14 protein-coding genes are annotated in these 13,151 nt (G+C 55.8%); 12 read left to right on the top strand and 2 right to left on the bottom strand.

Going from position 1 to position 13,151, the window contains the following annotated elements:
• Nucleotides 1-4: 4 nt before the first annotated feature.
• The 5 genes from GHN86_RS05615 (at nt 5) to GHN86_RS05595 (ending at nt 5,361) form a co-directional block, all read left to right on the top strand.
• Nucleotides 5-634 (top strand): response regulator transcription factor, encoded by a 630-nt coding sequence (locus tag GHN86_RS05615; RefSeq protein WP_323369214.1) that lies wholly within the window; start codon nt 5-7, stop codon nt 632-634.
• Between the two features lie 374 nt (nt 635-1,008).
• A complete protein-coding gene (locus tag GHN86_RS05610) occupies nt 1,009-2,133 on the top strand; it encodes an ABC transporter ATP-binding protein (protein WP_153386203.1) in 1,125 nt (374 codons plus the stop codon).
• Nucleotides 2,134-2,169: 36 nt separating this feature from the next.
• Nucleotides 2,170-3,210 carry an ABC transporter substrate-binding protein gene (locus GHN86_RS05605; RefSeq protein WP_153378012.1) on the top strand — a complete coding sequence of 347 codons (1,041 nt, stop codon included), beginning with the start codon at nt 2,170-2,172 and terminating at the stop codon, nt 3,208-3,210.
• A gap of 68 nt (nt 3,211-3,278) precedes the next feature.
• On the top strand, nt 3,279-4,526 hold the full coding sequence (locus GHN86_RS05600; protein ID WP_153378013.1) for an ABC transporter permease: 1,248 nt from the start codon (nt 3,279-3,281) through the stop codon (nt 4,524-4,526).
• A 10-nt stretch (nt 4,527-4,536) separates the two neighbouring features.
• Complete coding sequence (locus GHN86_RS05595; protein WP_153378014.1) at nt 4,537-5,361, top strand: ABC transporter permease; 825 nt, start codon at nt 4,537-4,539, stop codon at nt 5,359-5,361.
• Between the two features lie 3 nt (nt 5,362-5,364).
• On the opposite strand, the gene GHN86_RS05590 is transcribed toward GHN86_RS05595, so the two are convergent.
• Complete coding sequence (locus GHN86_RS05590) at nt 5,365-5,823, bottom strand: REP-associated tyrosine transposase (RefSeq protein ID WP_153378015.1); 459 nt, start codon at nt 5,821-5,823, stop codon at nt 5,365-5,367.
• Between the two features lie 292 nt (nt 5,824-6,115).
• Here GHN86_RS05590 and rpe point away from each other — a divergent pair, with 292 nt between their 5' ends.
• From rpe to GHN86_RS05555, 7 genes are all read left to right on the top strand, one after another.
• On the top strand, nt 6,116-6,790 hold the full coding sequence (gene rpe / locus GHN86_RS05585; RefSeq protein ID WP_153378016.1) for a ribulose-phosphate 3-epimerase: 675 nt from the start codon (nt 6,116-6,118) through the stop codon (nt 6,788-6,790).
• Nucleotides 6,787-7,605 carry a phosphoglycolate phosphatase gene (locus tag GHN86_RS05580; protein WP_153378017.1) on the top strand — a complete coding sequence of 273 codons (819 nt, stop codon included), beginning with the start codon at nt 6,787-6,789 and terminating at the stop codon, nt 7,603-7,605. The genes rpe and GHN86_RS05580 overlap by 4 nt, the downstream gene beginning before the upstream one ends.
• Nucleotides 7,606-7,675: 70 nt before the next feature.
• Nucleotides 7,676-9,163 (top strand): anthranilate synthase component I, encoded by a 1,488-nt coding sequence (gene trpE, locus GHN86_RS05575; RefSeq protein WP_153378018.1) that lies wholly within the window; start codon nt 7,676-7,678, stop codon nt 9,161-9,163.
• An 11-nt stretch (nt 9,164-9,174) separates the two neighbouring features.
• The gene (locus GHN86_RS05570; protein WP_153378019.1) at nt 9,175-9,768 is read left to right on the top strand and encodes an aminodeoxychorismate/anthranilate synthase component II; all 594 of its coding nucleotides are present in this window, start codon (nt 9,175-9,177) and stop codon (nt 9,766-9,768) included.
• Nucleotides 9,769-9,777: 9 nt separating this feature from the next.
• A complete protein-coding gene (gene trpD / locus GHN86_RS05565; RefSeq protein ID WP_153378020.1) occupies nt 9,778-10,827 on the top strand; it encodes an anthranilate phosphoribosyltransferase in 1,050 nt (349 codons plus the stop codon).
• On the top strand, nt 10,824-11,660 hold the full coding sequence (trpC, locus tag GHN86_RS05560) for an indole-3-glycerol phosphate synthase TrpC (protein ID WP_153378021.1): 837 nt from the start codon (nt 10,824-10,826) through the stop codon (nt 11,658-11,660). Before trpD ends, trpC begins: the two co-directional genes overlap by 4 nt.
• A gap of 57 nt (nt 11,661-11,717) precedes the next feature.
• Nucleotides 11,718-12,419 (top strand): lipoate--protein ligase family protein, encoded by a 702-nt coding sequence (locus GHN86_RS05555; RefSeq protein WP_153378022.1) that lies wholly within the window; start codon nt 11,718-11,720, stop codon nt 12,417-12,419.
• Here the strand turns inward: GHN86_RS05555 and crp are convergent.
• Entirely contained in the window at nt 12,416-13,060 is a 645-nt protein-coding gene (gene crp / locus GHN86_RS05550) for a cAMP-activated global transcriptional regulator CRP (RefSeq protein ID WP_153378023.1), read from the bottom strand. The two genes, GHN86_RS05555 and crp, sit on opposite strands and share 4 nt — an antisense overlap.
• Between the last annotated feature and the right edge of the window lie 91 nt (nt 13,061-13,151).

The following is a 13,151-nucleotide window of genomic DNA, read 5'->3' as shown; positions in this document are numbered from 1 at the left end:
AGCCGTGATTCGTGTACTGGTAGCTGAAGACCACACCATCGTGCGCGAGGGCATCAAGCAATTGATTGGCCTGGCTAAAGACCTGTTGGTGGTGGGTGAAGCCAGTAATGGCGAGCAATTGCTGGAAATCCTGCGCCATGTGCCTTGTGAGGTGGTGCTTCTGGATATTTCCATGCCCGGTGTTAATGGGCTGGAAGCCATTCCGCGCATTCGCGCGTTGAACAACCCGCCAGCCATTTTGGTGTTGTCGATGCATGACGAAGCGCAAATGGCTGCCCGGGCGCTGAAGTTCGGGGCGGCAGGGTATGCGACCAAGGACAGCGATCCGGCGCTACTGTTGACGGCGATTCGTAAAGTGGCAGCAGGCGGGCGCTACATCGACCCGGAGTTGGCGGATCGAATGGTTTTCGAGGTGGGCTTGACCGATGAGCGGCCCTTGCACACCTCACTCTCCGAACGGGAGTTTTCAGTGTTCGAGCGGCTGGCTCAAGGCGCCAACGTCAACGAGATTGCCCAACAATTGGCGTTGAGCAGCAAGACCATCAGCACCCACAAAGCGCGGTTAATGCAAAAACTCAACATCACCTCACTGGCCGAGCTGGTGAAGTATGCGATGGAGCATAAGCTGGTTTAACACCTGTTCTCGTAGCAGCTGCCGCAGGCTGCGTCCGGCGACGAAGTCGTCGTAAAACACCCTCTGGCGCATTGTGTCAGGACGCCCGTGTACTCCGTTTTACGATCGCTACGCAATCGGACGCAGCCTTCGGCAGCTGCTACGGGGACTGTGGATTCAATATTGCGTGTCTATTTACGACCCTTTCAGCACGATCTTCAGCCTTATTGTTGAGCGCGCCTGTATCCAGCGTTCCATTCACGACATTCCTGTAGGGCACCCCCTACAAAAAACCTTCCAGCCTGCTGATGACATTCTCTCCTGCGCCCCGATTTCTGTGGGCTGGCGGTTTCTTTAGGCTTGAGCCACAGCAGTCCTAAACAGAAGGTGTGGCTATGGGTGAGTTCGGTGCAAGCGCTGGGTCGAATGATATTTTGGTCAGCTTTCGTGGCGTGCAAAAAAGCTATGACGGCGAAAATCTGATCGTCAAAGACCTCAATCTGGACATTCGCAAAGGCGAATTCCTGACCTTGCTCGGGCCGTCTGGTTCGGGCAAAACCACTAGCTTGATGATGCTGGCCGGTTTTGAAACGCCCACCGCCGGTGAAATCTTGCTGGCCGGCCGGGCGATCAATAATGTGCCCCCGCACAAGCGTGACATCGGCATGGTGTTTCAAAACTACGCGCTGTTCCCGCATATGACCGTGGCCGAAAACCTCGGGTTTCCCTTATCGGTGCGCGGCCTCAATCGAACGGATATCAGTGAGCGGGTCAAGCGCGTATTGAGCATGGTGCAACTCGATGCGTTTGCTCAGCGCTATCCGGCGCAACTGTCCGGCGGCCAGCAACAGCGGGTGGCGCTGGCGCGGGCATTGGTGTTCGAGCCGCAACTGGTGTTGATGGACGAACCCTTGGGGGCCTTGGACAAACAACTGCGCGAGCACATGCAGATGGAGATCAAACACCTGCACCAACGCTTGGGCGTGACCGTGGTGTATGTGACCCACGATCAGGGGGAAGCCTTGACCATGTCGGATCGGGTGGCGGTGTTCCATCAAGGCGAAATCCAGCAAATCGCACCGCCGCGCGGTCTTTACGAAGAACCAAAAAACACCTTTGTGGCCAATTTTATTGGCGAAAACAACCGCCTCAATGGCCGCTTGCACAGTCAGGAGGGTGATCGCTGCGTGGTCGAATTGAGCCGTGGTGAAAAGGTTCAGGCGTTGGCGGTGAATGTCGGGTGTACGGGCGATCCGGTGACGTTGTCGATTCGTCCCGAGCGCATCAGTCTCAATGGCTCAAGCCAGTCTTGCGTGAACCGGTTTTCGGGCAGGGTCGAAGAATTTATCTACTTGGGCGACCACGTTCGGGTGCGGATGGAAGTTTGCGGCAAGACCGATTTTTTTGTGAAACAGCCGATTGCCGAGCTGGACCCGACCCTTGCGGTGGGGGATGTCGTGCCGCTGGGCTGGCAGGTCGAACACGTACGTGCGCTGGACCCCCTCATAGAGGCGAATTAATCGCCCCGGCTTCACCAACCCCTGTGGAGAGTAACGATGCAAGCATCCTTGAAGTTAACGGCCCTGAGTGTGGGCTTGCTGTTCGCCGCCAATGCGCTGGCGGCCACCGACCTGACTGTGGTGTCGTTTGGTGGCGCAAACAAGGCCGCTCAGGTCAAAGCGTTTTATGCCCCTTGGGAAGCCAAAGGGGATGGCAAAATCATCGCCGGTGAGTACAACGGTGAAATGGCCAAAATCAAGGCCATGGTTGATACCAACAGTATTTCCTGGGATCTGGTCGAGGTTGAATCGCCTGAGCTGTCCCGTGGCTGTGATGAAGACATGTTTGAAGCGCTGGACCCGGCCTTGTTCGGTAATCCGGAGCAGTACGTCAAAGGTGCCATCCAGACCTGCGGGGCCGGTTTCTTTGTGTGGTCGACCGTATTGGCCTACAACGCCGACAAGCTAAAAACCGCACCCACCAGTTGGGCGGATTTCTGGGACACCAAAACCTTTCCCGGTAAACGTGGCCTGCGAAAAGGCGCCAAATACACCCTCGAATTCGCGCTGATGGCTGACGGGGTTGCTCCCAAGGATGTGTACACCGTGTTGGCCAGTAAAGATGGCCAGAACCGCGCGTTTAAAAAGCTGGATGAACTCAAGCCAAGCATTCAATGGTGGGAAGCGGGCGCACAGCCGCCGCAATACTTGGCCTCAGGCGACGTGGTGATGAGTTCGGCCTACAACGGCCGCATCGCTGCCGTGCAAAAAGAGAGCAACCTCAAGATTGTCTGGAATGGCGGCATCTATGACTTCGATGCCTGGGCTATTCCTAAAGGCCTGAGTGCTGAAAAGGCTGCGGCCGCGAAGAAGTTCATGGCCTTTACCCTGCAACCGCAGCAACAGAGCGTTTATTCGCAAAACATCGCGTATGGCCCGGCGAACAAGGATGCGATGGCATTGCTGCCTAAAGATGTTCAAGCCGAAATGCCGACCGCCCCGCAAAACATTGCCAACCAAGTGCAGATTGACGTCAGCTTCTGGGCTGATAACGGCGAGCAACTGGAACAGCGTTTCAACGCCTGGGCTGCCAAGTAAGCAGCGCTGATACGCGGCGCGACCGCTAGGTTCGCGCCGCCATCGTTTAAAGATTTCCGGAGTTTGCCATGGCCATCGCCGTTCCCCTGAACGAGGTCTCCAGCCCCACGTTGAAGAAGCGTCTTGCGCATGCCGAGCGGGTGAACCGCTGGAAAGCACAGGCCCTTATTGCGCCGTTGGTTATTTTCTTGCTGCTGGTTTTTCTGGTGCCGATCGCAGCACTGCTCTACAAAAGTGTCGGCAACCCGGAAGTGGTCGAGGGGTTGCCGCGCACGGTCGTGGCGGTGGCGGGTTGGGACGGTAAAGGCTTACCTGCGGAGCCGGTTTATCGGGCACTCAGCGAAGACTTGGCCGAGGCGCGCAAGAATCAAGTGCTGGGGGATTTATCCAAGCGTCTGAACATGGAGTTGGCCGGCTATCGCAGCTTGTTGATGAAAACCGCGAAGGCTTTGCCGTTCAAGACCGCCCCCGAGTCTTATAAAGAAGCACTGGAGGGCCTTGACGAGCGGTGGGGCGACCCGGCGTATTGGCAGGCCATCAAGCGCAACACCTCAAGCGTGACGCCGTTTTACCTGTTGGCGGCGGTCGATCATCGTATCGATGATCTGGGTGAAATTGCTCAGGCGACGCCGGATCAGTCGATCTACCTTGATATTTTTGCCCGCACCTTCTGGATGGGGTTTGTAATCACCTGCATCTGTCTGGTGCTGGCGTATCCGTTGGCGTATTTGCTGGCTAATTTGCCCGCGCGTCAGAGCAATTTGTTGATGATTCTGGTGTTGCTGCCGTTCTGGACGTCGGTGCTGGTGAGGGTCGCGGCCTGGATTGTATTGCTGCAATCGGGCGGGCTGATCAACAGCGCGCTGATCAGCATGGGCCTGATTGATCAACCGCTGGAGCTGGTATTCAACCGGGCCGGGGTCTACATCTCGATGGTGCATATTCTGCTGCCATTTATGATTTTGCCGATCTACAGCGTGATGAAGGGCATTTCTCCCACCTACATGCGTGCCGCCATCTCACTAGGCTGTCATCCGTTTGCCAGCTTCTGGCGGGTGTATTTCCCGCAGACCTATGCGGGTATCGGCGCGGGTTGTTTGCTGGTCTTCATTATTGCGATTGGCTACTACATCACACCTGCGTTGTTGGGCAGCCCGAACGATCAAATGGTCAGTTACTTCGTGGCGTTCTACACCAACACGAGCATCAACTGGGGCATGGCGACAGCGCTAGGCGGCTTGCTCCTGCTGGCGACCGTGGTGTTGTACCTGATTTACAACTGGCTGGTAGGCGCCACCCGCCTGCGCTTGAGCTGAGGAGGTTGCGATGCTGAGTCCTTACATGTCCCCGATTGAGCGGGTCTGGTTTTACAGTTTGCGCATCCTGTGTGGGTTGATTTTGCTGTTTCTGATTTTGCCCGTGTTAGTGATCATCCCGCTGTCATTCAACTCGGGCAGTTTTCTGGTGTACCCGCTGCAAGGGTTTTCGTTGCATTGGTATCAGGACTTTTTTGCCTCTGCGGAATGGATGCGGGCGTTGAAAAACAGCGTCATTGTGGCCCCTGCTGCAACGGTACTGGCGATGGTGTTTGGTACGCTCGCGGCGATCGGCCTGACCCGGGGGCACTTCCCCGGCAAAGCGCTGGTCATGGCGCTGGTGATCTCGCCGATGGTGGTGCCGGTGGTGATTATCGGTGTGGCCAGCTATTTGTTCTTCGCCCCGCTGGGGTTGGGCAACAGCTACTTTTCGCTGATCGTTGTCCACGCGGTGCTGGGTGTTCCGTTTGTGATTATTACCGTGTCAGCCACCTTGCAGGGGTTCAACCACAACCTGGTCAGAGCGGCGGCGAGTTTGGGGGCTTCACCGCTGACGGCGTTTCGCCGGGTGACCTTGCCGCTGATTGCGCCGGGTGTCATATCCGGTGCGTTGTTTGCCTTTGCCACCTCGTTTGATGAAGTGGTCGTGACGCTGTTTTTGGCGGGGCCGGAGCAAGCCACCTTGCCACGGCAGATGTTCAGCGGCATCCGTGAAAACCTCAGCCCGACCATTGCTGCGGCAGCGACATTGTTGATCGGATTTTCGGTTGTGTTGTTGCTGACGCTGGAATGGTTGCGCGGTCGCAGTGAGAAACTACGCACGGCACAGGCCTAAGGGTTACATCCAGCAAGCATCCCATAAGGGGTAATCACCGATCCGCGTGGTCAATCGTGCGCGGATCGGGTTTTTGATGATGTAGCGGGCGATGTCTTTTATATCCTCTTCATCGCGTAAAGCTCGGTCGTGGTAGCCCTTTTGCCATAGTCGGCCGGTTGAACGGCAAGCCTGATTAACCATCACGCTACTGCGCGACTTCACGCGGCACATCACTTCCGCGAGCGTTTTGTCTTTTAGTTCTACCAACCAGTGGAAATGGTCAGGCATTACGACCCAAGCCTTGGACATCACAATACCGTCCTCATGCGCCTGCCTGAATTGCTCAACAACAAGACGGCCTAAATAGAAGTCCTTGAAAATAGGCCTTCTTTGTTGGGTGATACTGGTTAAAAGATAAAGGCGGCCGCGTTCAGAGTGACGACCGATACGCAGGCGGAAAGCATTATTAGAGATTGGCAATCCATTGCCCTCCGTGATTGGTTTTTCTTAACCTAGATCACTTTCATACTTGCCGCTGCAGCAACCCTTGACCAGGTATTACACCTCCTCGTAGCAGCTGCCGAAGGCTGCGTTCGAGTGCGTAGCGCTCGTAAAATGGGCCATACAAATCTGTCAGGAAAAATCGTTTCTCAGGTTTACGGCCTGCGGCCGGACGTCGCCTTCGGCAACTGCTACGGGGGGAAATGTATAGCGCGAACGGGTCGGCGGTATACAATGCGCGCCACCGTGTTTTACTCACTAAAGGTGCGTTATGCAGCCCTTCGCTATTGCCCCATCGATTCTTTCTGCCGATTTCGCCCGTCTTGGCGAAGAAGTCGACAATGTGCTCGCCGCTGGCGCTGATATCGTGCATTTCGATGTCATGGATAATCACTACGTGCCCAACCTGACCATCGGCCCGATGGTGTGCACGGCCCTGCGCAAATATGGCGTCACCGCACCCATCGATGTGCATCTGATGGTCAGCCCGGTTGATCGCATCATCGGCGACTTTATCGAAGCCGGCGCGACCTTCATCACTTTTCACCCCGAAGCGACCCAGCATATCGATCGCTCCTTGCAATTGATCCGCGAAGGCGGCTGCAAGGCGGGTCTGGTGTTCAATCCGGCCACTCCGCTGGACGTGCTCAAGTACGTGATGGACAAGGTCGACATGGTCTTGCTGATGAGCGTTAACCCAGGTTTTGGTGGGCAGAAGTTTATCCCCGGCACGCTGAACAAACTGCGTGAAGCGCGCGCCCTGATCGATGCGTCGGGCCGTGATATTCGCCTGGAAATCGACGGCGGGGTCAATGTGGCTAACATCCGTGAAATTGCAGAGGCCGGTGCTGACACGTTCGTCGCAGGTTCGGCGATTTTCAACACCCCGAACTACGAAGAAGTCATCCAGAAGATGCGCGCCGAGCTTGCGTTGGCGCGTCCATGAGCCGCTTTGAGCAGTTGCTTGAAGGTCAACTGCCCAAACTGGTGATGTTCGATCTGGACGGCACCCTGATTGATTCCGTGCCAGATCTGGCCGCTGCTGTGGAGACCATGCTACACACGCTCGGTCGTCCACCCGCCGGTATAGAAAATGTGCGGATTTGGATTGGCAACGGTGCACCGATGTTGGTGCGCCGCGCACTGGCCGGCAATATCGAGGCCTCAGGCGTTGATGACGCCGAAGCCGAGCAGGCGCTAGAGATATTCATGCAAGCCTACGAGGGCGGTCATTCACACACCACGGTCTATCCGGGGGTGCGTGAAAGCCTCAAGTGGCTGCAAAAGCAGGGCGTTGAAATGGCCCTGATCACCAACAAGCCTGAGCGCTTCGTCGCCCCCTTGCTGGATGAACTCAAACTGGGACGGTTTTTTCGCTGGATTATCGGTGGCGATACCCTGCCACAGAAAAAACCCGACCCGGCTGCACTGTTATTCGTGATGAAAATGGCGGGTGTGACACCACGAGAATCACTTTTTATCGGTGACTCACGCAATGACGTGCTGGCGGCCAAAGCTGCAGGCGTACGCTGCGTGGCCCTCAGTTATGGCTATAACCACGGCCGCCCGATAGCAGAAGAGTCGCCGGATTTGGTCATCGACAATCTGCAAGAACTGATAGCCGGTTGCTTAGATTCTGCGCCTGATATAACGTTGGGCAATTCCGTTCACCCCTCTCGAAGAGATTCCATCGTGGTGGTCACTCGCAAACTCTGGATGAAAGTTATCAAGGCCCTGGCCCGTTGGCGTTGGCGCGCCTGACTTGAATCTGGCCGCTGAGTCGGCACGTTTGCACACCTGACCGTTTTACCCTCAGACCACGAGGCACCTCATGATCCGCGAAGAATTCCTGCGCTTGGCCGCTGCTGGTTACAACCGTATCCCGTTGGCCCGCGAAACCCTTGCCGACTTCGACACGCCGCTGTCGATCTACCTGAAACTGGCCGATCAGCCCAACTCCTATTTGCTGGAGTCGGTGCAGGGCGGTGAGAAGTGGGGCCGTTACTCGATCATTGGCTTGCCGTGCCGCACCGTGTTGCGTGTGCATGAACACCAGATCAGCGTGACCCACGATGGTGTAGAAATCGAAGCACACGAATCCGAAGACCCGCTGGCGTTTGTCGAAACTTTCAAAGCCCGTTACAACGTACCGACCATTGCGGGTTTACCGCGGTTCAATGGCGGTCTGGTGGGTTACTTCGGTTATGACTGTGTTCGCTATGTAGAGAAGCGTTTGGGTAAATGCCCGAATCCTGATCCGCTGGGTGTACCGGACATTCTGCTGATGGTGTCGGATGCGGTGGTGGTGTTCGATAACCTGGCGGGCAAGATGCACGCGATTGTGCTGGTTGATCCTGCTCAGCCAGACGCCTACGAAGAAGGTCAGGCCCGTCTTGAGGCGCTGCTTGAACAGCTGCGTCAGCCCATGGCACCTCGCCGGGGTCTGGACTTCACTCAGCAGCAAGCGGCTGACCCGGTGTTTCGCTCCAGTTTTACGCAGAACGACTACGAAAAAGCCGTCGACACGATCAAGGACTACATCCTCGCGGGCGATTGCATGCAAGTGGTGCCGTCGCAGCGCATGTCCATCGATTTCAAGGCTGCGCCGATTGATTTGTACCGTGCGCTGCGCTGCTTTAACCCGACGCCTTATATGTACTTCTTCAACTTTGGTGACTTCCACGTGGTGGGCAGCTCGCCGGAAGTGCTGGTACGGGTAGAAGACAATCTGATTACCGTGCGCCCGATTGCCGGAACACGCCCTCGGGGTGCAACCGAAGAAGCCGATGTGGCACTGGAAAAAGACCTGCTCAGTGACGACAAGGAAATCGCCGAGCACTTGATGCTGATTGACCTTGGGCGAAACGACACAGGGCGCGTCTCGGAAACCGGCTCGGTCAAGCTGACCGAGAAAATGGTGATCGAGCGTTATTCGAATGTTATGCACATTGTGTCAAACGTTACGGGTCAGCTTAAAAGTGGGCTGACGGCAATGGACGCACTGCGAGCCATTCTGCCCGCGGGTACGTTGTCCGGGGCGCCGAAAATTCGGGCGATGGAAATCATCGACGAACTGGAACCCGTTAAACGTGGTGTGTATGGCGGCGCAGTGGGTTATTTCGCTTGGAACGGCAACATGGACACCGCCATTGCCATTCGGACAGCGGTGATCAAAAACGGTGAACTGCACGTGCAAGCCGGCGGCGGCATTGTCGCTGACTCGGTGCCTGCGCTGGAGTGGGAAGAGACGCTGAACAAACGCCGCGCGATGTTTCGTGCGGTAGCGCTCGCTGAACAAACCCCCACGACCGACGCCTGAGGAGCTTTGCCATGTTGTTGATGATCGATAATTACGACTCTTTTACGTACAACGTAGTGCAGTACCTCAGCGAGCTGGGTGCCGTCGTCAAAGTGGTGCGCAACGACGAACTGACCGTTGCCGAGATCGAAGCGCTCAAGCCTGAGCGCATCGTGGTATCGCCCGGCCCCTGTACGCCGAATGAGGCCGGTATCTCGCTAGAAGCCATCAAGCATTTCGCCGGCAAACTGCCGATTCTAGGTGTATGCCTGGGGCATCAATCCATTGGCCAGGCGTTTGGCGGCGATGTAGTGCGTGCCAGAGAAGTGATGCACGGCAAAACCAGCCCGGTGTATCACTTGGACAAAGGTGTGTTTGAAGGATTGAACAACCCGCTGACTGTGACCCGCTATCACTCTTTGGTGGTTAAGCGCGACACTTTGCCCGAGTGCCTGGAGTTGACCGCCTGGACGCAGCAAGCTGACGGCTCGGTCGACGAGATCATGGGCTTGCGCCACAAGACACTGAACATCGAAGGGGTGCAGTTTCACCCCGAGTCGATCCTGACCGAGCAAGGTCATGAACTGTTTGCCAATTTCCTCAAACAAACCGGCGGCACGCGCTAAGGACTTTTTATGGATATCAAGACAGCCCTGACCCGTATCGTCGGACATCTGGATCTGAGCACTGAAGAGATGCGCGATGTGATGCGCGACATCATGACCGGTCAATGCACCGAGGCGCAGATAGGCGCTTTCATGATGGGCATGCGCATGAAGAGTGAGAGCATCGACGAAATTGTCGGTGCCGTGACGGTGATGCGCGAGTTGGCAGATAAGGTTGAGCTTAAAACCCTCGACGGTGTGGTCGATATTGTCGGCACCGGCGGTGATGGTGCGAATATTTTCAACGTATCGACAGCCTCCGCATTGGTTATCGCGGCGGCTGGCTGCACGGTGGCCAAACACGGCAACCGCGCCGTGTCAGGTAAAAGTGGCAGCGCTGATTTGCTGGAAGCCGCAGGCGTGTACCTCAATCTGACTCCCGTTCAAGTGGCTCGCTGCATCGACAGCGTGGGTATTGGCTTTATGTTTGCCCAATGCCATCACGGTGCAATGAAGCACGCGGCCATTGCCCGCCGTGATTTGGGCATGCGCACACTTTTTAATATGCTTGGCCCGCTTACGAATCCGGCCGGCGTTGTGCATCAAGTGGTCGGCGTATTCAATCAGGCGTTGTGCCGCCCGTTGGCTGAAGTGTTACAACGCTTGGGCAGCAAGCATGTGCTGGTGGTGCACTCGCAGGATGGTCTGGACGAGTTCAGCCTGGCGGCTCCAACGTACGTTGCTGAGCTGCATAAAGGCGAAATCACTGAGTATTGGGTTCAGCCTGAAGATCTTGGTATCAAGAGTCAGAGTCTGTTTGGTCTGGTGATCGACAGCCCTGAACAATCGCTGGAACTGATCCGTGACGCCTTGGGTCGCCGCAAAACAGAGGCAGGCCAAAAGGCCGCTGACATGATCGTGCTCAATGCCGGCGCTGCGCTTTATGCGGCAGACCTTGCCTACACACTTAAAGAAGGTGTGGCATTGGCTCACGACGCGCTGCACACCGGGTTGGCTCGAGAAAAACTCGAAGAGTTGGGTGCCTTTACTGCAGTGTTCAAACAGGAGAATGAAGCATGAGTGTGCCTACCGTTCTGGAAAAAATTCTGGCGCGAAAAGTTCAGGAGGTCGCTGAGCGCAGTGCGCGGGTGAGTCTGGCTGAACTTGAACGTATGGCAGCTCAGGCTGACCCTGTACGCGGCTTCGCCAATGCTTTGCTGGCGCAGGCCAAGCTGAAGCAGCCTGCGGTGATTGCCGAAATCAAAAAAGCATCCCCGAGCAAAGGCGTGATTCGCGAAGACTTCGTGCCTGCCGACATTGCCAGAAGCTATGAAGCCGGCGGTGCGACCTGTCTGTCCGTGTTGACGGACATTGACTTCTTTCAAGGGGCTGATAGTTACCTGCAACTAGCCCGGGCAGCCTGTGCACTGCCGGTTATCCGCAAAGACTTCATGATTGACCCATATCAGATTGTCGAAGCCCGTGCGCTGGGCGCCGACTGCGTGCTGTTGATCGTTTCCGCGCTGGATGACGTGAAAATGGCTGAATTGGCGTCTGTTGCTAAAGGTGTGGGGCTGGATGTGCTGGTTGAGGTGCATGACGGCGATGAGCTGGAGCGTGCGCTGAAAACCCTCGATACACCGCTGGTGGGGATTAACAATCGTAATTTGCACACCTTTGATGTCAGTTTGGAAACCACCCTCGACCTGTTGCCACGTGTTCCGCGTGATCGATTGGTCATTACCGAGAGCGGGATTCTCAATCGGGCGGACGTTGAGTTGATGGAAATCAGTGACGTATATTCCTTTTTGGTAGGCGAAGCCTTTATGCGCGCTGAGAACCCGGGGCATGAATTGCAACGTTTGTTTTTTCCAGAACGTAGCATCCCTGTAACAGGCTCAACACTGGACTGATACACCTCCCAAGCCGTTACAGTCTTGAGTCGCGCGTGCTCTTTTTTAGAGATATTTATGACGCTTATCCAACAACTCACGGTCGAAGCAGGCCTTAAAGCTGAACAGGATTTGTTAGCTTCGGTGTGTGCGGGTGAGCGTCAGGCGGGCGTGCTGTTCTGGCGGCCCACTGACCGGGCATTGGTTATGCCGCGTCGTTTGAGCCGCTTACCTGATTTTGAGCAAGCCAGTGTCGAACTGGCGGCGAGTGGTTGGCCCATTCTGTTGCGTGAAACGGGCGGTGAACCTGTGCCGCAGTCCTCTTCAACAGTCAATATCGCGCTGGTTTACGCGCCTCCCCGTAGCGAGGATGATCGCGCACGCATTGAGACGGCTTATCTGCGTTTATGCGATCCGCTCTGCGAATTATTGACCGAGTTGGGAGGTGAGGCCTCGGTTGGCGAAGTGGAGGGCGCATTCTGTGACGGCCGCTACAACGTCAATCTTAATGGGCGCAAGTTGGTGGGGACGGCCCAACGCTGGCGTCAGAGCCAAGGCGGTCAGCGGCCTGTCGGTTTGGTTCACGGAGCATTGCTGGTAGAAAACGAGCGGGAGTCGATGGTGGCCGCCGTCAATCGTTTCAATCAATGCTGCGGCCTTGAGCCAAACTGCCGGGTCGATAGCCATATCGCTTTGCACGAAGTGGTCAGCGACCCCGATTTTTTTGAGCGGTTGAGCGCCAGTTACCAAAAAATACTGGCGCCTGTGTTCAACCTTTAGCGTGTACCAAATACCACCATGGTTTTGCCTTTGACGCTCACCAGGTTCTGCTCTTCCAGATCCTTGAGCACACGCCCCACCATCTCTCGCGAACAGCCCACAATTCTGCCGATTTCCTGACGGGTCACTTTGATTTGCATCCCGTCCGGGTGAGTCATCGCATCGGGTTGTTTACACAATTCAAGTAAGCAGCGTGCCACTCGCCCGGTGACGTCAAAAAATGCCAGGTCTCCCACTTTGCGCGTGGTATTGCGCAATCTCTGTGCGATTTGTCCGCTTATGGCGTAAAGAATTTCCGGTTCGTGTTGTGCGTATTCTCTGAATTTCGAATAGCTAATTTCTGCAACTTCACACTCGGTTTTCGCTCGAACCCAGGCACTGCGTTTCTGTTCCTGTCCTGCGTGTTCAAACAAACCCAACTCACCAATGAAATCACCCGAGTTAAGGTAGGCGATGATCATTTCTCGACTGCCATCATCCTCGATCACAATCGTTACTGAGCCTTTGATAATGAAAAACAGCGTGTGAGAGTGTTCGCCCGCGCAAATGATGTTGCTCTTGGCCGCATAGCGCTTGCGTTGGCAGTGAGTCAAAAACTTGTCTAGGTTTTTGATCTTGGATATGGGAGTAAAAGCAACCATGGTTGTTTCCCGAAAGCATGCACAGTAGGAGCTGGATCTATTTTTATAGAGAGCGCTGGCTGGCTGGCGCCAGTGAATTGGCGCCAGCTTA

Origin of the sequence: Pseudomonas helleri (assembly GCF_009600315.1) — a bacterium.
In the GTDB taxonomy this organism is placed as follows: domain Bacteria; phylum Pseudomonadota; class Gammaproteobacteria; order Pseudomonadales; family Pseudomonadaceae; genus Aquipseudomonas; species Aquipseudomonas helleri_A.
This window is presented reverse-complemented; position numbering and strand designations above follow the sequence as displayed.